18 protein-coding genes are annotated in these 22,159 nt (G+C 49.7%); 5 read left to right on the top strand and 13 right to left on the bottom strand.

Features of this window, described 5'->3' with window-relative positions; translation table 11 throughout:
- Positions 1-22 precede the first annotated feature (22 nt).
- Both paaH and paaI read left to right on the top strand, forming a co-directional pair.
- Complete coding sequence (paaH, locus tag ACN0T0_RS02775; RefSeq protein WP_417223008.1) at positions 23-1,537, top strand: 3-hydroxyacyl-CoA dehydrogenase PaaH; 1,515 nt, start codon at positions 23-25, stop codon at positions 1,535-1,537.
- Positions 1,537-1,980: a hydroxyphenylacetyl-CoA thioesterase PaaI gene (paaI, locus tag ACN0T0_RS02770; RefSeq protein WP_417223006.1), complete on the top strand. Its 444-nt coding sequence runs from the start codon at positions 1,537-1,539 to the stop codon at positions 1,978-1,980. The genes paaH and paaI overlap by 1 nt, the downstream gene beginning before the upstream one ends.
- 32 nt (positions 1,981-2,012) lie before the next feature.
- Here paaI and ACN0T0_RS02765 read toward each other — a convergent pair whose 3' ends face one another.
- The 4 genes from ACN0T0_RS02765 to ACN0T0_RS02750 all read right to left on the bottom strand — a co-directional run bounded on the left by ACN0T0_RS02765 (position 2,013) and on the right by ACN0T0_RS02750 (position 6,876).
- Positions 2,013-4,283 carry a putative bifunctional diguanylate cyclase/phosphodiesterase gene (locus tag ACN0T0_RS02765; protein ID WP_417223003.1) on the bottom strand — a complete coding sequence of 757 codons (2,271 nt, stop codon included), beginning with the start codon at positions 4,281-4,283 and terminating at the stop codon, positions 2,013-2,015.
- 38 nt (positions 4,284-4,321) lie between these two features.
- Positions 4,322-5,392, bottom strand: coding sequence for a TRAP transporter substrate-binding protein DctP (gene dctP / locus ACN0T0_RS02760; RefSeq protein ID WP_417223001.1), 1,071 nt, complete (start codon positions 5,390-5,392; stop codon positions 4,322-4,324).
- A gap of 318 nt (positions 5,393-5,710) precedes the next feature.
- Positions 5,711-6,208: a ribonuclease E activity regulator RraA gene (gene rraA / locus ACN0T0_RS02755; protein ID WP_417222998.1), complete on the bottom strand. Its 498-nt coding sequence runs from the start codon at positions 6,206-6,208 to the stop codon at positions 5,711-5,713.
- A gap of 89 nt (positions 6,209-6,297) precedes the next feature.
- On the bottom strand, positions 6,298-6,876 hold the full coding sequence (locus ACN0T0_RS02750; RefSeq protein ID WP_417222995.1) for a methyltransferase domain-containing protein: 579 nt from the start codon (positions 6,874-6,876) through the stop codon (positions 6,298-6,300).
- A gap of 132 nt (positions 6,877-7,008) precedes the next feature.
- Between ACN0T0_RS02750 and ACN0T0_RS02745 the strand changes: the two genes are divergently transcribed.
- Positions 7,009-7,242, top strand: a complete 234-nt coding sequence (locus ACN0T0_RS02745; RefSeq protein WP_417222993.1) for a hypothetical protein — start codon at positions 7,009-7,011, stop codon at positions 7,240-7,242.
- 42 nt (positions 7,243-7,284) lie between these two features.
- Here ACN0T0_RS02745 and ACN0T0_RS02740 read toward each other — a convergent pair whose 3' ends face one another.
- Positions 7,285-10,344 carry an FAD-binding and (Fe-S)-binding domain-containing protein gene (locus tag ACN0T0_RS02740; RefSeq protein WP_417222990.1) on the bottom strand — a complete coding sequence of 1,020 codons (3,060 nt, stop codon included), beginning with the start codon at positions 10,342-10,344 and terminating at the stop codon, positions 7,285-7,287.
- Positions 10,345-10,449: 105 nt separating this feature from the next.
- Between ACN0T0_RS02740 and ACN0T0_RS02735 the strand changes: the two genes are divergently transcribed.
- Positions 10,450-11,400, top strand: a complete 951-nt coding sequence (locus ACN0T0_RS02735) for a LysR family transcriptional regulator (protein ID WP_417222988.1) — start codon at positions 10,450-10,452, stop codon at positions 11,398-11,400.
- Positions 11,401-11,425: 25 nt separating this feature from the next.
- On the opposite strand, the gene ACN0T0_RS02730 is transcribed toward ACN0T0_RS02735, so the two are convergent.
- From ACN0T0_RS02730 to ACN0T0_RS02700, 7 genes are all read right to left on the bottom strand, one after another.
- The gene (locus tag ACN0T0_RS02730; protein ID WP_417222986.1) at positions 11,426-11,986 is read right to left on the bottom strand and encodes an acyl-CoA thioesterase; all 561 of its coding nucleotides are present in this window, start codon (positions 11,984-11,986) and stop codon (positions 11,426-11,428) included.
- Positions 11,987-12,055: 69 nt separating this feature from the next.
- The gene (locus tag ACN0T0_RS02725) at positions 12,056-13,870 is read right to left on the bottom strand and encodes an SLC13 family permease (RefSeq protein WP_417222983.1); all 1,815 of its coding nucleotides are present in this window, start codon (positions 13,868-13,870) and stop codon (positions 12,056-12,058) included.
- A gap of 99 nt (positions 13,871-13,969) precedes the next feature.
- Positions 13,970-14,866 (bottom strand): DMT family transporter, encoded by an 897-nt coding sequence (locus tag ACN0T0_RS02720; protein ID WP_417222980.1) that lies wholly within the window; start codon positions 14,864-14,866, stop codon positions 13,970-13,972.
- 84 nt (positions 14,867-14,950) lie between these two features.
- A complete protein-coding gene (locus ACN0T0_RS02715; protein ID WP_417222978.1) occupies positions 14,951-15,358 on the bottom strand; it encodes a GNAT family N-acetyltransferase in 408 nt (135 codons plus the stop codon).
- A gap of 22 nt (positions 15,359-15,380) precedes the next feature.
- On the bottom strand, positions 15,381-16,250 hold the full coding sequence (locus ACN0T0_RS02710) for an AraC family transcriptional regulator (protein ID WP_417222976.1): 870 nt from the start codon (positions 16,248-16,250) through the stop codon (positions 15,381-15,383).
- Between the two features lie 257 nt (positions 16,251-16,507).
- On the bottom strand, positions 16,508-16,819 hold the full coding sequence (locus tag ACN0T0_RS02705; RefSeq protein WP_417222974.1) for a chaperone modulator CbpM: 312 nt from the start codon (positions 16,817-16,819) through the stop codon (positions 16,508-16,510).
- Positions 16,812-17,753, bottom strand: a complete 942-nt coding sequence (locus tag ACN0T0_RS02700; protein WP_417222971.1) for a DnaJ C-terminal domain-containing protein — start codon at positions 17,751-17,753, stop codon at positions 16,812-16,814. Before ACN0T0_RS02700 ends, ACN0T0_RS02705 begins: the two co-directional genes overlap by 8 nt.
- A gap of 553 nt (positions 17,754-18,306) precedes the next feature.
- On the opposite strand from ACN0T0_RS02700, the gene ACN0T0_RS02695 reads away from it, so the two are divergent.
- The gene (locus ACN0T0_RS02695; RefSeq protein ID WP_417222968.1) at positions 18,307-19,464 is read left to right on the top strand and encodes a PLP-dependent aminotransferase family protein; all 1,158 of its coding nucleotides are present in this window, start codon (positions 18,307-18,309) and stop codon (positions 19,462-19,464) included.
- A gap of 154 nt (positions 19,465-19,618) precedes the next feature.
- Here ACN0T0_RS02695 and ACN0T0_RS02690 read toward each other — a convergent pair whose 3' ends face one another.
- Positions 19,619-22,135, bottom strand: a complete 2,517-nt coding sequence (locus ACN0T0_RS02690; RefSeq protein WP_417222965.1) for an MFS transporter — start codon at positions 22,133-22,135, stop codon at positions 19,619-19,621.
- Between the last annotated feature and the right edge of the window lie 24 nt (positions 22,136-22,159).

Here is a 22,159-nt window from a genome sequence, read left to right as displayed (position 1 = left end):
AACGAATTTTGGAGATGTTCAAATGAGTCGTTTTAATACTGATTCAATAATCGCCGTTATCGGTGCCGGTACTATGGGCGCAGGTATCGCCCAAGTTGCCGCCAGCGCTGGTCATACGGTGCTGCTGTTCGATAGCGCCGCCGGCGCGTCACAGCGCGGTATCGATAATACCGCCAAGGGACTCTCACGACAGGTAAGCCGTGGCAAGATGGCTCAGGCAGATGCTGATGCACTGATTGCCCGTATTACACCAGTCAGCCAACTCACAGAACTGGCGCCAGCGGCGCTGATCATCGAAGCCATCGTTGAGCGATTGGATGTTAAACAGCAGGTCTTTGGCCAGCTCGAAGATATCTGTGCCGATGATGCGGTTATCGCCACCAACACATCATCTATCTCGGTGACCGCTATCGGTGCGAGCCTCAAACGACCGCAGAATCTGGTCGGTATGCACTTTTTCAATCCAGCGCCTGTCATGAAGCTGGTTGAAGTCATCAATGGACTGGATACTGACCCGCAGATCGCCAAAGATATCTATGCGCTGTCAGCGAGTTGGGGCAAACAGCCGGTGCTGGCTAAATCAACACCGGGCTTTATTGTTAACCGTGTTGCCCGCCCACTTTATGCTGAAGGCCTGCGCATTACCCAAGAAGGCGGAGCCGATATTGCTACCATCGATGCACTGATGCGTGAATGTGGTGGCTTCCGCATGGGACCTTTCGAGCTGATGGACCTTATTGGCCATGATGTTAACTATGCCGTTACCTGCTCGGTCTTTGATGCATTTTATAATGACCCACGTTTTACCCCGTCCCTGATTCAAAAAGAATTGGTTGATGCGGGACACCTTGGCCGTAAAACCGGTCGAGGCTTCTATGATTACAGTGAAGGCGCAGTCAAACCTGAAGCACAAACAGCGCCTGCCTACCCGGCTCCTAAGTCGATCATGGTGGAAGGTGAGCTTGGCGTGGCTGAACCGTTGCTGGATCTATTTGAACAAGCGGGCATTCATGTTGAGCGCACCGACAATGATGAAGTTGAAGGGATGATCACCATCGGTGATGCCACCCTGATGCTATCTAATGGCCAGTTCACCACCATGCGAGCCGGTGAAACCATGCGTCCGAATCTGATTAATTTCGATCTTGCGCTGGATTACACTCGCGCTACACGGATCGCTCTTGCCCCCGCCGATCAAGCCTCCGATGAAGCCCTGCAGGCGGCCATTGGGTTGTTCCAAGCGATTGGCAAGTCCGTCAGTGTGATCGATGATATTCCCGGCATGGTCGTCATGCGTACCGTATGTATGTTGGCAAACGAAGGCTTTGATGCGGTCAACCAGCAGGTTTGTGATGAAGCGGCTGTTGATATCGCCATGAAAGGTGGCGTGAACTACCCCTGCGGCCCAATCGAATGGGTTAACAACTTAGAGCTCAGCTATGCGCTGGATGTACTCGATAATCTGATGGATGCCTATGGCGAAGACCGCTATCGTGCATCACCGCTGTTATTACGCAAAGTCGCTGGAGGTGCCTAATGAGCCCGAATGACATGACCCCACAACAACTGGCTGAAGCCGCCAGTGCTGCGCTACACCTGAATGATCATGCGGCTCAAGGGATGGGCATCAGCATTGATGAGATCGCTCCCGGCTATGCCAAACTCTCCATGGTGGTGCGCAAAGACATGCTCAATGGGCACTCAACCTGCCATGGCGGCATGATGTTCGCGCTCTGTGATACCGCCTTTGCTCATTCGTGCAACTCCTACAACCGCTCAACGGTTGCCAGTGGCTGCAATATCGATTTCATCGCTCCTGGCTTTGAAGGTGATGTGCTGACCGCTATCGCCCAAGAACGCTCTCGCAGCGGCCGTACCGGTGTCTACGATATTACCCTGTGCAATCAAAAAGGCGTTGAACTGGCCTTCTTCCGCGGTAAAGCCTATCAAATCAGAGGCACACTCGTACCTGAAGAGTAAGCCTTTAGCTAAGGCCGCTTCGGCGGCCTTTTTTACTGCTCGACGTTATTATTCCAACTCTCCACATTACCCAGCCAATCGGTAAAACCTGCGTGATTCAAAGGCGGCGAGAAAAAGTAGCCTTGCGCAATATCACAGCGCTGCAGCATAAGAAAATCAAGCTGTTCCTGATTCTCAACACCCTCAGCCACCACGGCTAAATTGAGCGCTTTCGCCATCGAGAAAATTGCCGTCACTATAGCGACATCATCAAGATCTCCGGGCAATTTTTGAATAAACGAGCGATCAATTTTTAACACATCGATAGGCAGCTGCTTAAGATAACTGAGGGATGAATAACCGGTACCGAAATCATCCATCGCAATTGAAACCCCTAAGGTTTTAAGCTTATCGAGGGTGCGAATCGATTGTTCAATATTTTCAATAACCGCATATTCGGTAATCTCAAGCTCTAACATCTGTGGGTCGATATTGAACAAAGTTATTTTCGCCAACAGAAAATCATAAAGCTTTTCATCCCGTAACTGCCGAGGCGACAGATTGATCGCAACCTTTAGGTGACCCCGCCCCGCTTTCGCCCAAAAAGCCATCTGCTCACAGGCGGTATTAATGACCCAATAACCTAAATCACAGATCAAATCTGTCTGCTCGGCAATGGGGATAAATTGATCCGGCATAAAGACGACGCGATCATTCTCGATCCATCGCATCAACGCTTCGGCACTGTTACAACTCATCTGGCCGTTGCTAAAAGTGACCTTGGGTTGGTAATACAGCTGTAAGCTATTTTGACCAATGGCATCCCGCAGCCTAGCTTCGATACGTTGATGTTCCTGGCGTTGCATATCCAACTCTGACGAAAAGAAGTGCACCTGCCCCCGGCCGGCTTCTTTGGCCTGATACATGGCGGTATCCGCTTGGATGATTAGGTCTTTCGAGTTATCAGAATCTTTCGGATAGGTAGAGATACCGACACTGGCGCCTAAGTTAATCGACTTACCTTCAATGACATACTCGTTGCTGGCTTGTTCAATCAACGCCGTTGCCAGCCGTACCAAATTACTCTCTTTGTGATAATTCGGAATAATCACGGTAAATTCATCACCACCTATACGGTACAGCACATCGGACTCTCGCAGCCTCTGCTTCAACTGCTCGGCCACGCTAATCAGGAGTTGATCCCCTAACTCATGTCCGTATTGGTCGTTCGCCCACTTGAAATTATCCAGATCGAGATAGAGCAAACCCAGTTTATATTGCTCACGTTTCGCTAATTCAAGCTGCTCATCAATACGGGCCAGAAAGTAGTGGCGATTCGGGATATTGGTCAGCGCATCAAAATAGGCCAGTTTATGTAGCTTATCTTGCGCCTCTTTTTTCTCAGTAATATCGGTAAGCACTCCGACATAGGTAACGACACTATCCTTACGTTTAACGCGATTAAGACCGAGCCAACCAGGAAACGTTGTACCCTCTTTTTTCTGCCCAACCACCTCACCCGACCAGTGCCCATCGGTCATATACTCATCGGAGATAAGCGTCTTGAAATCAATCGTAGGATCATCACAGGCGTGAATGATGGGCACAAAACCGCACAGTTCGCTCTTAGAGTATTGCGTAATTTTACTGTACGCCGGATTGGTATCGGTAATACGGCCTGCGATATCAATAATAAACACAGCCTCATTAATGGCACCCAAGGCTTGCTCGGCGACCTCCAAGGATTGCACCGGGGCAACCAACGAGAAGCGTAACAAAAGATAGAGGGAGCCTACGAACATCAGACTGACAATCGCCACCTGGGTAATTTCAACGATCAGGTTTTGATATAAGTTTTCCGCAAAATCCTTATCACTATAAATAATCTCAACATTACCGATGGTCACTTCGCCAGCTTTAATGGGTAACCTAAGTCGATTGTGCCCGCCTAACCAGAGTTGGGAATGTAGGGATCGGTCATAATTGACGATTTGACCATCGATTTTAATTCGCCCCATATAGAGGTGACCAAAATTACCAAAGACTTTGATCCCTTGGACAAATGAAGACTTCATTTCGGAATCTAAAATGGCTGACGCCAACTCAACCGTATAAGAACGCTCATAGGCTTTCTTATAAACATTCCAAATGGTCGGTCGTACTGAGTTCGCCACACGTTCTGCAACCGCATGACTGCGCTCATCTAAAGAGCGCTGCATTAAGCTGGCTGCCGCATCGAAGCGAATTACCACAAAGGCGGTCATCACCAAAATAGTAATAAGACTGAGGATCAGAAGCAGTCGGGCCGTCAATCGACTAATCATTAATAACCGCCTGCACTCCTCTATTGATTGATAATAGCTTAATGATCATAAGGCCCAAACCACTGGTAGTATTCCGTATAGACCTTTTTAAAAGCCCTTTTTTTGTCGATAATATGTTTACTGATAGGATCCCGTGCGCCATATTCTGCCAGCACTCGATCTGACACAACCTCCCAACGCTGTAGATCTGCCGGGCTCCATTTATTGATTTTTACACCATTTTCAATAAACAAACGAAAAGCTTCAAAATCAGCCACTTTAGCCTTCATGGTGGTCGATAAGGTGTACGCTTTAATCGAGGTTTCAAGCATCATTTGAAGATCGGGCGGCAGTTCATCGTAGGCTTGCTGATTGATCAAAAAATCCGCCAACACCGATGGCTGCCATACCGCAGGCACGATGGCATAACGGCTAATATCACTTAGGCCTAAGTTCCAAGCACCGCCCGCCGTGGTCCATTCCACCGCATCAATATCCCCTTTTTCAAGCGCCGGCCGGATCTCTTCTGGCACCGTCGGTAAGGTATACGCACCAGCCGCTGCCGCTAACACTTCACTCGGCAATCCGGGACCAATACGTACTTTCTTCGAGTCAAGATCGTCCAGCCCTTTAATCTCGGTTTTAGACAACAGGCCGAACTCCATACCCGGCCACCACGCGGGTCGCCACAGAATACCATCCGGCTGCGATAGTTCATTAGCCAGTGTGCTACCCTCACCCGCGAGGAAAAACATCATCGAGCTATCTAAATTCATAAAATCAAAGGGCCCGGCATTCATCAACGCCCACGCCGGATTAATCGCAGACCACCAGTTAGGCCAGCCGCTGCCCATATCGATCCGGCGTTCTTTAACAGCATTATAAATATCGGGGCCACTCGCCAACGCGCCAGCAGAGTGCGGCGTAATGATCAAGCGACCACCACTCATCAAGGCAAGATTGTCGGTAAAGATTTTCAATTCAGCGTAGTCGATGCTGTCTTCAGTGGCTTGAGATTGAAGCTGCCAGTGAAAATGCTGCGCTTTTTGTTCTTCAGCGCAGCCACTCAGGTTCAGCAGCACCAACGAGGTGAAAAAACAGGTCAATAATAAGGATGGTTTTACCACCATGAAGTACTCCGCCTTGGCATTATTTTAAGAACTTTAGCCTAGCTATTCCGATTTTACCGCCGCAAGACGGGATATCAAAAACAGTTGATACCGTTCAGCTTGTTCATATAAACAGATGCCTATAGGCCTTGCAATCAGTCAGTAGGCTAATAAGCTTTCGATATTCATAAGCCTTTACAGAATAGACCACCAGAGAAAAATAAGAGCATGTAATACGCTATATAATTGTCGCTTTATATAAGTCAGTGAAATAAAAAAAGCCGCTGCAGAGATCATCTGCAGCGGCTTTTCATCATGACAACCGATGTCAAACGTGGCTTAGCTGTCCGCATTCGCCAATTCGAGTTTCTCGGGCGACACCAACACACCATTATTGTCCGCATAGACATAGTGGCCGGGTTTAAAGGTCACGCCGCCAAAGGTCAGCTCGACATTCAAGTCACCTAGGCCGTTTTTGTCCGTTTTCATCGGATGCGTACCCAAGGCCTGTACCCCGAGATCGAGATCACCGATAGCATTCACATCACGGATACAGCCGTAGATGATAATCCCCGCCCAACCATTAAGGGAGGCTTTTTCTGCCAACATATCACCCAGCATCGCCCGGCGCATAGAGCCACCACTATCGACGACCAATACCCGCCCTTCACCGGGCAAGGCAACCTGCTCTCGCACCAGCGAATTATCTTCAAACGCTTTGAGTGTAACTATCTGGCCACCAAAACGCTCACGGCCACCAAAATTGCCGAACATCGGTTCTACAACCTGCACCAGTTCCGGGAACTGATCACAGAGTTCGGGTAATAAATCATCCACGGACATGCTCCTTAAATTAAACCGTTAACCGGTTTGTATGATCGCTTATCTGATATTATTTTGCACTTGCACTATAGGCGGAAAAAAGATCATGGCGCGCCAAACAGATAGCGGTCGAAACAAGCCCCTTTTAACCGGCCATCGTCATAATCCAACAGTGTCAATGCGGGTAGTTTATCAACCAACGCCGCCGATGATAAACAAAACCGTTCAGGAAAACCGTTTTGCCGATGATGTTCAAGATTAAAGGTCTGAATCAATAATCGCCCGGCAGGTGCCATCTGTAAGGGTAATTGCTGCAACAGCGAAACCTCTGGTAAGTAGCGTAGTATCACCACATTATCAAAGCGCGCATCATGGCCCGGTTCTATAGCTAACTGATCCAATGCGCCGGGGACGCTCAAATCTAGCGCCTGAGTCGCTATCGAAAACTGTTGTTGCGCGGCAAACCGTTGTAATCGTTGTAAGCCGTTGACGGCAAAATCAACCGCCAAAATCCGATGCCCCTTCGCAGCTAAATACAAGCTAGCCGCACCATCGCCACAAGCTAGGTCAAGGGTGCGCCCCGGTGGTAACTGATCCAAAGAAGCTTGCAGCTCGGCAGGCAGGGCTGGCAGACTGATATCTTTACTGAGATAACGATGGTTCCAGAGATCGGCTCTGCTCATTGGTGTACAATCCTCAAACTAATACGCGAGTGATTCATCAACAGGTCGAATCGCTATCACGCTCGCCTTTCAGGGTTAATAACATCAGCATGCTCGATCAAGGGCTGCCATCAAACAGTGGATCTAAACATAATGGAACATTACCAATACATCATTGTACTGCTGTTTGTTGCACTGGTATTTACACCGGTCACTTGGCAAGCGATTCAACGGCGTAAACTCAACCCGCCACCAATGGCCAGTCATGACCGTAAGCTCTATCGCCTATGGCGCTCAGACCCACAAGCCTATGAACGCCAATATGGCGAGATGGACCGACACTATCACCAAGCCCAAGCAGAAAAAAGCCAGACGACTGAAAAGTGATCTGGCTTTATATTCAGCGTACCGCAGAGCCACTTCGCTTTTTTAGCCCTGCTTAACCAATGCCAACAACACTTGGGCTGGGTGACGCAGTTGCTGATTATCCAAGCGTTTCACCTGACTACGGCAGGAATAACCGGTGGCTACCAACTTGCCCGCATTGGCGGGGTCGTTAACCACCTCACTCCAGCTCAGCTCGTAAATTTTACGCGATGTATCATAGTGTTCACTCTCATGGCCGTAAGTACCCGCCATACCGCAACAACCGGTCGCCTGCAGTTCCAGTGATTGCCCCAATGCCTGAAAGATCTGTTTCCAATCCGCCATCGAGGCCGCCGCAGAGGTTTTCTCAGAACAGTGCGCTAGCAGTTTAAACTCATGTGGGGATAAGCGAGCCCCCGTTTCTGCCAGCAGATCACGATGCTTAACCAGCCACTCCTGAATCAACTCAACCTTAACTTGCTGGCGCGTACCATCATCGACGTATTCTTGGCGATAGGTCAGTGTCATCGAAGGATCGACCCCCACCATCGGAATGCCACTGGTGGCCAGCGTCTGCAACATATGGGTATTCGCATCGGCGGCTTTATTAAACGCCGCTTTAAAACCATGCACATGCAAAGGCTTACCATTCGGTTTAAAGGGCGCCACCAGTACATTGAAGCCGGTACGGTTAAGCAGGTCGATCACATCCAGCACGAGCTGGGTTTCAAAATAGCTCGTAAAGGCATCCTGAACAATAATCACCGACCGTTCACGCAGATCCGGCGTAATCGCAGATAGATTATCCGGTGTTGCAAATAACACGCCCCGCTTATCCATGCCCTGCTTGAGACTATTAGTGCAGATTGGTGGGCTATCCATCATGCCGACCCAGCGACGAAAGACCGCTTTCATCAGCGTGTTATTCATCATCCAGTTATATGGCGCGGGAAAACGGGCCAAATAAGGGATCATAAACTCCAGCCCACCGACCATATAATCCTTCATCGGCCGGAGATAACGACTGTAATAAGCCTCGAGAAAACGGGAACGGAAATCCGGCACATTCACTTTGATCGGGCACTGGGCAACACAGGATTTACAGGCCAGACAACCCATCATCGCTTCATGGACTTCATTGTTGAAGTCGTATTCTCCCTGTTTCTTTTTCCAGCTATTCTTGATCCGCCCCGGCAAACTGCTCATAAAGGAGCCATAACGCGCTTTACGCCCTTCCGCTACAATATCGACGCCCTGCAGGGACATCAGCCGTAACCATTCACGAATCAGAGATGAGCGGCCTTTAGGGGAATGTTTACGTTCCCGAGTGGCTTTCCAGGAAGGACACATCGCATCCTTGGGGTCGTAGTTATAACAAGCGCCGTTACCGTTACAGAACATCGCCTGCTTATACTCTTCACGGGCTACCGCCGGGATCTGCCGATCATGCTGGCCGCGAGTCGGCACCGCATCGATTTTCAACAGCTCAGCGCCATCAATCAATGGTGTACAGATCTTACCAGGGTTTAACTGGTTCGCCGGGTCAAAGGCACCTTTAATCACCTGTAACTGAGGGTAGAGTTCACCGAAGAAGGCTGGCGCATACTCAGAACGTACCCCTTTGCCGTGTTCGCCCCAGATCAAACCATGATATTTCTGCGTCAGGGCAACCACGCCATCGGAGATCACCCGAATCAGTTTTTCTTCCACCTCATCTTTCATATCGATCGCCGGGCGTACATGCAACACCCCAGCATCCACATGACCAAACATACCATAGGCCAAATTGTGGCTATCCAACAGTTCGCGAAACTCTTTGATATAAGCCGCTAAGTTTTCTGGCGGCACGGCGGTATCTTCAACAAACGGAATCGGCCGTTGTTCGCCTTTACCATTACCCAGCAGGCCAACGGACTTCTTCCGCATACCCCAGATTTTGTTGACTTCAGCGGCGCCCATCACCACGGAATAACCGAACGATTGACCAGGCTCGCCTGAAACACTGTCCAGATAGCTGGTCAGCTTGGCGATCTTCTGCTGCAGTTCATCCTCATCATCACCGGTATACTCGACAAGGTTGATCCCCTGAATCGTCGGCTCGCCTTCCGCTTGGGGGAAATACGCTTTCACGCTATCCCAAACGATATCGTTCATCGCCAGATTGAGTACCTTAGAGTCAACAGTCTCAATAGAGGTGGGTCCCCAAGCCATTAGTTTGGCGGCGTCTTCGAGAGAGTCCTGAAAACCGGCATATTTGAGATTTACCAAAGCCGAATATTTAGGAATGGGTAAGACATTGAGCTTCGCTTCCGCGATAAAGGCCAATGAGCCTTCGGCACCACAAAGCACCGAATTCAAATTAAAACGCCCTTGTTCATCACGAATATGCGCCAGATCATAGCCGGTCAGACAGCGGTTTAGTTTCGGAAACTTAGCATCGATCAGCTCACGATGTTCCGTGAAAACCTGATCAACCACCCGATGTACCTCACCGACGCGATCATCACGCTGCTTAATCTGTTCAAGGGTTACGTCATCCAACGGCGCCGAATGCCACAGAGTACCATCGAGAAACACCGAACTGAGTTCCAGCACATGATCTCGGGTTTTACCGTACATACAGGAACCCTGACCACTGGCATCGGTATTAATCATGCCGCCAATGGTTGCCCGGTTACTGGTGGACAGTTCCGGCGCGAAGAACAATCCATAAGGTTTGAGTGCCGCGTTCAGCTGGTCTTTTACCACGCCCCCTTGCACTCTCACCCAACGCTCTTCGGCGTTGATTTCAAGAATCTGATTCATATGCCGTGAGATATCGACAATCAGGCCATCGGTTAACGATTGACCGTTAGTACCCGTACCGCCGCCGCGAGCACTCAAGACAACTTCTTTGAACCTTGGCGTCTCGGCGAGACGGGCCAACACCACTAAATCATCGACGGTGCGCGGAAAAACAACGCCCTGCGGTAACACCTGATAGATACTATTATCCGTCGACAGCACCACTCTACTTGCATAATCAGGATTAATTTCACCTTTAAAGCCATTGATTTTTAATACTTCTATAAAATCAAGATAGAGCTGTTCAGTAATGTGTACTTCGGCTATACGTGGAATCATCGATCAACCTGTTACGTCTGGCATATAAATAGGTGGTCATAATGCAGAAATATCATTTATCATTCAAACGATAAAATATGATTAATTAATAGTTTAAAACGATAAATGAATACAAACCTATCGATTCGACACCTACGCGCCTTCGCCGAAGTGGCTTATTGTGGCAGCTTTACCCAAGCCGCCAGCCGGCTACATCTGACCCAATCGAGCCTCACAGCCACCATTAAACAGCTGGAGCAATCGGTCGGTTTAACCCTGTTTGATCGCACCACACGCCGGGTATTGTTAACGCTGCAAGGAGAGCAGTTTCGCCCCGTAGCCGAGAAGCTGATTTCTGATTTCGATACCGCGATCGGTGACCTGCAAGCCATTGCCGGACAGCAACAAGGACAGGTGGCCATTGCCGCCTCGCCTTCGACCATTAGCCGTTTATTACCACCGGTGATCGACGATTATCGACAACAATATCCCGATATCGCGATCTCATTGCGGGATGATAGTGCCGGACAGATAGAGCAGCGCGTACTGGATAATGATGTAGATTTTGGTATTGGCGCCAATCACTCGGCCCATCCCGAACTCAACTATCAGCCGGTACTGTCAGATCGTTATGGGGTAGTTGTGCCTACCCGGCACCGATTTAGTGACCTCGCCAGTATTGATTGGCCACAGTTGATTGAAGAAGAATTGTTGTTTCTGTCTGCCGATACCGGCATTCGAGCGCAGCTCAACCAGTTTCGCGAAGCGGGCCAGTTGCAACTGTCAGATCAAAAAGCCATTTTAGAAGTGTCTAACCCCGCCGGCATCGCCGCCCTAATCCGTCAGGGCATTGGTATCTCGGTATTACCCGCACTGGCGGCCAGTACCGAATCGTTCAAAGAACTGCGCTTTATTCCGTTGATAGCACCACCAATGCGGCGAGAGGTCTGCTTAGTTAGTCGTAAAGGCCGCTCCCTCAGCCCCGCCGCCTCGACCCTGTTAAACTTCGCCCGACAACACTTCCTCAGCATGGCGCTACCGCCCTACTTAGAAAGTATCGAGTCAGTGCAGGACTAACCGTTGAATACGCCGGTAGGTGCACTCAGGGCTTATATAGACGGCAATGTTCACCATCGAGGGATTTAATTTCGGTAATCAGATCGAGATTACTACGAATCTTCTTCATTTCAGCCCGATGTTCCGATTTAAGCTGTTTACGGATCTTACCCTCGATAAAGCGTTTAATCTCTTGCTCATCTTCAAGTATTAAGCCCGGTACCGCAATGGGTGCACGGGTCTCTTCATCCATCGCCACCATCGTAAAGTAAGAGGTATTGGTATGCTTGACGATGCCTAAGCGAAAGTCTTCTGAAATCACTTTAATACCGATTTCGAGGGATGAATTACCGACATAATTCACCGACGCCGATAGCGTTAACAGTTCACCCACTTCCACCGGGTTAAGAAAGTTAACCGAATCTACTGACGCCGTGACGCAATAGCCCTTCACATGGGATGCGGCGCAGGTATAAGCGATCTTATCCATCAGCGAAAGAATCACACCACCATGCACTTTGCCGCCAAAATTGGCATATGAAGGCACCATCAACTCTTTCAACACCGTTTGCGATGCTTTTACCGTTCGATACTCACGATCACTCATTATGGTTTAACCTATCATATTGTTATGTTTTGCATGCTGATAATACATTTCTGAGATAAAAATGCAGCGCTAAAAGGGAAAAATCAGAGGCGTCATCAGCAATGTAATCACCATCGACATCACCTGCAGAGGCAAACCCACCCGGACAAAATCGATAAACCGATAGTTACCGGGCACCAACACCAAGGTATTCACCGGTGAGGCGATCGGCGTTGAAAAAGCGGTTGAAGCGGCTATCGCTACCGTCATCATAAACGGCTCTGGATTCATCCCTAGCCCCTGAGCAATGGCAATCGAGATAGGCGCAATTAGCACGGTCGTAGCAGTATTGGAGATAAACTGACTCAACACCGAGGTCAGCACAAATAATGCCCCACAGATCAGTATCGGAGTACTTGCCCCAAGTAGTGACAGCAATGCCGCCACAATAAACTCTAGCCCACCACTTTTTTGCATCGCCAATGCCAGTGGCAGCATCCCGGCAATCAGCACCAAGCTGCTGCCGTTTAACGATTTATAGGCTTCATTCATGGTGATACAACCACTCATGATCATTGCCATCGCTGCGAGTAAGATCGCCGCTAAGCTCGATACCACCCCGCTGATCATTAACGCCAACATCGCCAGCATAATCAGCAACGCTACCGGAGCATGGCCCCAACGGGCTGAGGTTTCGGTCATCTCGGCCGGAGTTTCCAAAACTACAAAATTATGCCGCTCTTCTAGGGCCTCGATATAGCGCCAACCGCCGGCTAACAGCAGTGTGTCGCCGAACTGCAGTGGTTCACCATTAAAACGGGTACTCAACGGTTTGCCATCCCGTAACACGCCGATAACACTAAGGTTATACTGCTCACGAAAACGGCCATCTTTAATGGTTTTGCCGATCATCGGTGAGCGATTATGCAGCATCACTTCGGCCACCCCAAACTCTTTGTCCATACGGCTGCGTTCATCATCGGGAAAGCCGAAAAACAGACAGCCGGTTTGGATACATAGGGCTTCAACCCCCTCCGCCTCGCCATAAGCTAACAAGACATCACCGCCGGCAATCACGGTTTCACTGAGAACCGGCATCAGCGAGGACACCAGCTTACCGTCTCGGCGAATAGCAAATACGGTGACCTCAAAGCGGGTTCTTAACAACATATCCGAGACCGTATTGCCAACCAGCTCAGAATCCTGCCTCACCCGTAAACGATAGAGATTATTTTCAATACCGTAACGTTCGGCAAACTCTTTTAAGTGTGGATGAGTTGCTTCCCTCACGCCCGCTTCAGGCAATAACTTAGGTGCAATAAACACTAAATAAAGCGTACCAAAAACAAGAATCACAGCCCCGATGGGGGTGAAATCGAAGAAACCAAAGGGAGCCAGCCCCGCCGTTTGTAATTGGGTGCTGGCGACCATATTGGGTGGCGTACCGATCAGCGTCATCATCCCCCCGATCAACGAAGCAAATGAGAGCGGCATTAACAGATGTGAAGGCTGTAACTTAGCCGAGCGGCAGATACTCAGAACCACGGGGATAAACAGTGCGACGGCGCCGGTTGAGCTCATCACGGCCGACATGCCGGCCACCACCGGAATCAACACCAGCAGCAAACGCTTTTCGCTCTGGCCTCCCATGCGCATAATCCAAGCACCTACGGCGGCGGCCACCCCGGTACGAAATAATCCTTCGCCAACGATAAATAAACCCGCAATCATCACCACCAGAGACTGACCAAATCCAGATACGGTTTCGGCGGGGGTGATAATACCGGACAAGGCCAAGACCACCACAACCATCATAGCCACCATATCCATACGGATACGATCCCAGATAAACAGGCCGATCGTGATCAGCAGCAGAGCAAACACAAAGATCATTTCAATATTCACGGCACATCCACACGCCTACAAACGTGTTATTCAGATTCGATTTTAACGATGACTTAACGATCTGGGTTTAGATGCCGGCAAACGGTTGATTCGCCTGACCTAATCCAACTGCCGGGTTGAGGGTTTCAACACCAGATAGACGCCAAATACTGTGACAAAGATCGCCCCTATTTGTAACCAGTTTAGCGCTTCACCGAACAGCAGCCAGGCTTCAACCGAGGTAACAGGCGGTACTAGGTAAAAATAACTAGCGACGCGGGCTGATTCGCCTTCGCGAATCATAAACATCAACAGTAAAATCGCCGAGATCGACAAGCCAAACACCAACCAGCCAAGAGACAGCATCAGCGTGAGATTCCATTCAACATGACGTTCCTCAAATACAAACGCCAGAATTCCCATCAGCAGCGCTGTCGACAGGTACTGCCAGATCGCGCCGGTTAGTAGGTCGACCTGGCCGCCAAATTTTTTCTGATACAGTGTGCCTACCGAGATCGCCACAAGGGCAACAATAACGGCCAAGGCCGCCTCGGGCCGTATCACCATCGCCTCACTCTGCTGACCACTCAACAGAATCAGTGTGACCCCCGCCAGCCCCAGAAAGAGCCCGCTCCACTGCACCACACGTAATCGCTCACCGAGCCATTGCCAGCCAATCAGGGATGTTAACAGCGGCTGTAGTCCAACGATAATGGCAGCAATACCCGCAGGCATATCCAGTTTAATCGCAGCAAATACTCCCCCCAGATAACAACCATGCACGAGCAAACCGGTCACCGCCTGATGCCCTCCCTGCTTTAGGCTCGGCCAGCGAGAGCGGTAGACAAATGCCAACGCAAGAAACACCACTAAGGTCATCAGCATACGGACAAAGAGCAGATAAAAGGGTTCGATATAGGGCAACGCATACTTCGCGCCTATAAACCCCGTACTCCAGAGTAAAACAAACAACAAAGGCACTAAGCGTGTCAGTCGGGGATAGCTCAAACAATTCACCTGTCAGTTTAACCGAAACGGTAAGAAACCCCAGACGCTACCGGCCGGTAAAACCTTACCGCATCTCGGGGTGATAATTAGGACCTAATGATCCGTTCCACTGTAGATCCACATCGGTTCAGTTTCACCGGCACGACTAAAACCCAGCGCGGCATAGAAACCGACAGCAGCACTATCGGCAACCAGCATCTGCTGATGAAAGCCCTGATAAGGCTGTTGTAACACCTGCATCATTTGTTTAGCAACCCCTTGGCGCTGATATTCCGGCATCACTAACAGGTGCGGATAATAAACCACCAAATGACCATCTGAGAGCGCATTGCCCAAACCAACCAACTGTCCATCGACTCTGGCGGTCACCAAGGTATGGGACGCGGCTAATGCAGCCATCAGTTGCACCGGCTTATCGGCGGCAGACCAACCATTAGCTCGGTACAACCGCAGCACCTCTTCTTGTTCGGGTCTATCCGTCGAGCTTATGGCTATATTCACAATGCCCCCTTAAGCGGTCTGATTAATAAAAAGATACCGGCTGATAATAATACAATTCGAATCGTTCTTGGGGATCAATAAACTGATTTCGCTGATATTCTGTAAAGGCGGGTGAGGCGCCGGTCTTGAGACCTGAACTCGCTAACCATTCATCCTGCAGACGATTGATCCAGGGTAACAGCTCGCCATATTGGCCGGTAAATTTAAACCGGGCATGTAATCCACCCGGAATCACCATGGCGTTAATCATGCCCCGTCGAGGAATCGGGCTATCAACCCCTAAACAAGCCACATAGCGACACCGGTCTAAAGGGGTCCAAGCAGGGTTCGAATGATGCAGGCCAATTTGATGAGTAAAGGGACGCTGCTCCGCCGCTGCCCACGCCTGCAACACCTGCCAAGCCGTGCGAATCGAGCGGTCATAGCCCAGATGCCGAACATAGGCGACCGGTTGATCCTCAAGCTCGATCAGATCCGGTTGCGGCAGCGGTAACAACGCCACTTTTTGTGCGCCGGCTGCGATCTCCGGGTCACTCAAGTAGGGCTCGCGGCGCAGGCGCTCTTGTTTGCGCCAGCGTCCCGGCGTCACACCAAACTGCTCACTGAACACCCGAGTAAATGAGGCTAATGAGTTATAGCCGCACTTCAACGCGATATCGCGCACCGATGTGAGTGGTTCAAACATCAATAGATTTGCCGCATGTTCAAGCCGAACGCGGCGAACATAACGATGCAGTGATTCGCCAGTAACTGCCTTAAATAAACGGTGAAAGTGCTGCTCGGAATAGGCTGCGACCTGAGCTAATCCGGCACCCGTCAACGGCGCACTCAGGTCACGATGAATTTGGTGCAACACATCATTAATACGAGCTTTCTGTTGGACACTGGGCATGGGCAATTATCTATTCAAAGGCTTAGAGTTTAAGGCTGGATACTGAGTATTGATATTAAGCATTGAGTCACGGCGTATTCAGCGACGCTGAAAACAAAATGCCCCATTGATGACAGCACGCTAGCATCAATGGGGCCGAGGATGGTTATTTAACAGGGCGATATTTAGGTTAACGGCTCGAGTATCTATGATGAGCCAACACCGCGCCGCCCTATTCTTTACCGATAGACGACTGAATCAGTATCACATTAACGCCGTTAGGTTACATCGTTCACAAAGCGATCAAGCTGCATTTTCAAACATTGATTCTCACGAAGCAAGGCATCTTTTTGCTTCAACAAATCAATCACAATAGCAATGGATACCCAATCAATATCAAGGTCATGGTACAGGCGAATCGCTTTTTTCATCCAATGCACGCTGTTTAACTCAAACATCCAGTCATTGGTGTCCTGTCCCGCCGAGGGCGCGGCAATACCATGTTCAACCACCTCGATAACCATGGTTTCAGTGATACCTTCCTGGACGCATAGTTCTTGCAATGAAACTCTTAAGACGATATCAGACATTGTTTTTCTCCCACTCGGCTCTGGGATCAAAAGCTGATAGGCCGGACAATTTTTGCCACAATGCTTTTGATTCTTCGTTGGTATGCTCAGGTATCACAATCTTGAAAATCACATAGAGATCGCCAACGCCATTTTTCATTGGCAGGCCCTTCCCTTTAATACGCATTTTTTTACCCGCTTGGCTATTCGGCGGCACCGTTAAACTGATCTTACCGGTTAGCGTGGGTAAATTGACTTTTGCACCTAACGCCGCCTCCCAAGGGGCAATCGGCACCGTGATCAATAAGTTATGTCCTTCAACATCGAAGATAGGATGAGGGACTATACGAATATGTATATAAAGATCACCGCTTGGCGCATCACCCTGTCCGGGGGCACCCTGTCCTTTTAAGCGAATCCGTGCACCATCGGCAACTCCTTTCGGGATTTTCACTTTAAGTGATTTTTTAACTTCAGTGACTCGGCCATCAACAAAGGCTGGCATGCGATATTCAATTGGCTTCTTCACATCGGCAATGATGTCTTCCAAAAATACCGGCATTTCAACTTCAACATCCTGACCCCGTGCTGCCGTTTGTTGAAAGTCACTATAACCCTGAAAACCACCGCCACGATTACCAAAGGCTGAACTGAAAAAGTCCGCAAAATCGCCTTCAAAATCACTGGATGATGGTCCCCGCTGCCCTCTTGGCGGCTCATAGCCTTGTTCCCGCTGGCCACCATAACGTCGTAATTCATCATACTCAGCTCGGCGTTCAGCATTTTTCAATACCTCATAGGCCTCGGCAACTTCTTTAAATTTATCTTCGGCTCCCGGCTCTGGGTTCACATCGGGGTGATATTGACGGGCCAACTTACGATAAGCCGTTTTAATGGTTTTCGCATCGGCATCCGGCTCGACACCAAGCAATGCGTAATAATCTTTAAATTCCATAACACCTTCCATGTATGCCATTGGCTGAGACAAAACCCATGTCTAGCCGCATTGTTAACACCACTATAACCCTAGTTTGCATCTTTAAGTCGGCGCTCATAGCAAAGACGCTATATAAACCTCTTTTTAGTGCACTTAACAAACGACTGTGGTGGTCATTTCATCCGACACAATGGCCATCGACTTTGTATGTTTATTATTCTAAGACCATCAACCTGCCGTTGCATAGCCCTCAGTTAGGTTAATGACAGCCTGGATGACATGCCGCAAAAAAGAGCGCTTAACAATTTAACGACTTAGCTCTGTAGAGTTCCGGTCTAGCCCTTATTTCGCGCCACAACGATTCACCATCGAAGCCAAAAGCAGATTAAAAATAAGCATAAATGGACAATAAGCAGATCATAAATAGATAACTATTGCGATAACCTCAGGCATACACTCTGATAACGCCCTACAGCACAATCTCGATAATGGCTCAGCCCATCAGATCGAATTAACGCTCACGACGACCACTCAACCTTTTCCCATACCACTACCGCACCAGGAACGGATCATGAAGTTTGCACGTAACGCCCAGTCGCTAGATGCTTCCTATATCAGAGAGATTCTCAGCGCCGCCAATCAACCCGAGATGATATCAATGGCCGGAGGGTTACCCGCCTCCTCTTTACTACCGGTTGAACTGGTCAGGGCAACATGTGAATCCTTGGCGGACAATAGCCACCTATTTCAGTATGGCAATAGCCAAGGTTTTGGCCCGCTGTTAGATACCTTACAGCGCAGCTCAAAGACACAGAATCCTTGGCTTATCTGCAATGGTAGCCAGCAAGCGCTCGATCTTATTGCCCGGGCGTTACTCGAACCCGGCGATCAGGTGATCGCCGAAATGCCGGCTTACTTGGGTGCCCTGCAGGTATTCCAGTTATCGGGCATTAAGGTTTGTCCGTTAATGAGCAGTACTAGCGGACCAGACTTGGATCAGTTGGAAAGCTATCTTAAAGGCGGCAACATTAAGCTATTTTATAGCGTACCGGATTTTCATAATCCCACCGGACGGGTATGGTCGACCGAGACCCGTATAGCGGTCGCTAAACTCTGTCGTCATTATGGCGTCACCTTAGTTGAAGACGCCCCCTACCGTGAATTAAGGTTTGCCGGTGAACAACTCGACACTGTCAGTGAACACTGCCCAGAACTCAGCATCAGCTTGAAGTCATTTTCCAAAATTGGCTTTCCGGGTCTTAGAGTCGGCGCCATGAGTGGTCCAGCAGACTTTATCGCTGTAGCTGAACGGATTAAACAAGCAACCGATCTACACACCGGCATACCTCAACAGGCGATGATTGAGGCGCTGTTAAACCACCCTGAATTTAGCGAGCATCTAACGCGACTGCGGCAAGGATATCAAAGCCGTTATCAGCACCTTAGCGATGCATTACAGCAACAATTGGGGGATTTGGTACAGTTTGATACCGTAGAGGGTGGCATGTTTGTTTGGTTAACACTGACACAGGGCAACAGCAGTGACGTAGCCGCCCGCGCGTTACAGCATAAACTGGCGGTAGTACCGGGAGCAGCGTTTTATCCCGCCGATATGGCGCTTGAAAACAGCGCGCTAAGACTGAATTTCAGCAACACCGAGCCGGCGCTATTCCCGGAAGCGGTCAACCGCCTAGCTCAAGCACTTCAGCCTATGGCGTTAACGGCCTAACCGGCACGACAAAAAAAGAGGATCAATTCTGCGGCGCACTCCGCAGAATTGATCCTCTTTTAATTTCAACGCTAAATTCATATTAACGGGGCTAGATTAACTCACTCCTTAACTCAACCCATTGACTATGCGCTAACTAAACACCCATTAACCGTTAGGGTTTATCGCTGTTTTTATCAATTGAGTTAACCCACTCTCCTTCACGGGATTCATCACCCGAACTGATGGCATCAACCACTTCTGATGCTGCCTCAGGGATGGTTTCAACCACCGCTACGGCAACATCTTCAGCATTTTCAGGGGCCACTTCACTCAAGCGGTTGACTAACTCGACCGCATCATCGACCTCGGTATTTGAATCATCGCTAACACTATTATCTTCTGTCTGATAACTTTCGTGTAACTGTCGTGCCACTTCGGCGGCCACATACTGCGCACTCTCCGGCACCGCTTCAACAATCTTCACCGCGAGATTCAAGGACATTTCCGGCGATAGCTCTGACATTCGTGTCAACCACTCAATCGCTTTCTGATGCTCATCTTCGTCAGTATCGACTGACGCAACAGCCTCATCCACAGGCTCGCCATTAGTCTCCGGTTCGGCCTCAACGTCAGACTCCTCGACCGCAGACAGATACTCTTCGGTGACCTCAAACATCGCCTCGGGCACCGCTTCAACAACGGTGGCAGCAACATCCATCGCCTGCTCGGGCGCGGCTTCTGAGATTCTGGACACCCATTCGATCGCATCTTGATAGTCACCCTCATCATCATTTGCATCACTACTTGATGATTGAGCTGAGGTTACCGCCGTATCCGTAGCTGACTCCGCGTCATACCCGGCCATATATTCTTCGGTCATCGCAACCGCAGTTTCAGGAACAGATTCGGCCATCGTCACCGCGATATCCAATGCCTGATCAGGGTTAGCTTCCCACAGTTCCGTCGCCATATTCAGAGCATCCGACTCACTGGTATCATCTTCCCTATCCGCCGGACGTATAGCTTCACGCTCTTCGGCAATCAGGCGGGCATAATATTCCGCTACCTGAGTCGCCGATTCCGGCGCAGAGTCAACCGCAATCCGAGCCATCTCAATACGCATATCAGGGAACACCCGGCCCACTTCAATCGCCACAGGAACCACCTGCTGGGGATACCACTCGGCCAAACGCGACACCAGATCTGCTGCCAGCTCAGGCTTAGCCTTTACAATCGCTTGGGTAATTTCCAGGATCTGATAGGGGGCCGCTTCCTTCATCACTTCATACAGACGCATCACATCAATACCGGGCACTTTCGCTACGGCCGCGGCGACTTCAGTACCCTTCTCTGGATTTTTAAGGGTCAAGGCACGGGCTAATCTAACCGCTGCCGCAGGATCCGACTCAGCAATACTGATAGCCAACTCAGCTTCAGAACTCAGTTGTGCTTCCGGTTCGCTATATTCCATCCGTGGATCAAGGTGTACTGAGGTCGATAATGCTTCACTCTGCATAACGAAGCCTTCCTGATCCGCCACCGGCAAGGCCTTTCTGACCGTCATCCGGTAGATGGTAAACAGTGCCAAACACATTTGCGCCGCCGCAATGCAGTAGAACAAGCTAGCACTGCCATACGCCGCCATCAGTAAGGATGCGGTATAGGGACCAATCGCCCCGCCGAGACCAAAGGCCAACAGCATGCTGCCCATCGCCGATACCATTTCGGTTTTTTTCAGCTTATCGAATGCTTCCGCCACACTTAACGGGTAGTAACAGGCAACAATCCCCGAGGTGATACCACACAACACAAACAGTGCCACGATCATCTCCATCGCCGCTAATGGCACAATCGCAATTGCCAGCACCGATGATACCAACAACAACCCTAGCAATACGGTTCGTCGGTCAAACCGGTCGGACAACATACCCACCGGAAACTGCAATAGGAATGCCCCAAGGATCGCGCACCCCATAAACAGGGATAGCTGAAAACCACTGATATGGTATTCGGCGGCAAACACCGGCAACAGGTTAAATAATGCCGAATACACCGCACCCGCCGTTAGACAGGTAACGACACCCAGCGGCGATACCCTGAATAATGAGATGATCGACATCGGCGCCACAGTTTCAATAATCGGCCCCTTCTCACTGCTAAACAACACCGGCAGTGTAGCTAGACAGAAAAGAATCCCCACCAACACAAACAACGTGTTATCGGATGGATCGGCAATGCCCATCAAGAATTGGCCACAAAACAAGCCGGTCATAATACAGGCGTTATACACAGCCAACATTTTGCCACGGGTCTCTTCGGTTGCCGTGTCACTGAGCCAGCTTTCCATCGCCGTCAACAGACTGGCATGGCTAAAACCAAGCAAAACCCTTAACACACCCCAAAGCAGTGCGTTCGCATCTAAGGTAAACGCCAAAATACAGATCGCTTCAATCGCCAAACTACCGGCAAATACCCGTATATGGCCAACCCGTTTAACCAACTGTTTACTGTAAATCGCACCGGCGAACATACCCACAAAATACATGGACAACACCAAACCGATGGTGTCCGTGGACATACCTTCCAGTCCCATCCGCGATGGCACCAGAATATTCATCAGGCCGATACCCAGATAAAGGATAATACAGCTGCTCAGTAGAGCGATTAATGACAACAGGGTTTTACGCACGAAGCATCTCTCTTCAACTGTATT

The sequence above is a fragment of the Amphritea sp. genome (genome assembly GCF_048266285.1).
GTDB lineage: Bacteria > Pseudomonadota > Gammaproteobacteria > Pseudomonadales > Balneatricaceae > Amphritea.
The sequence above is the reverse complement of the archived record's forward strand: the minus strand, read 5'-3'. Positions and strand labels throughout refer to the sequence as shown.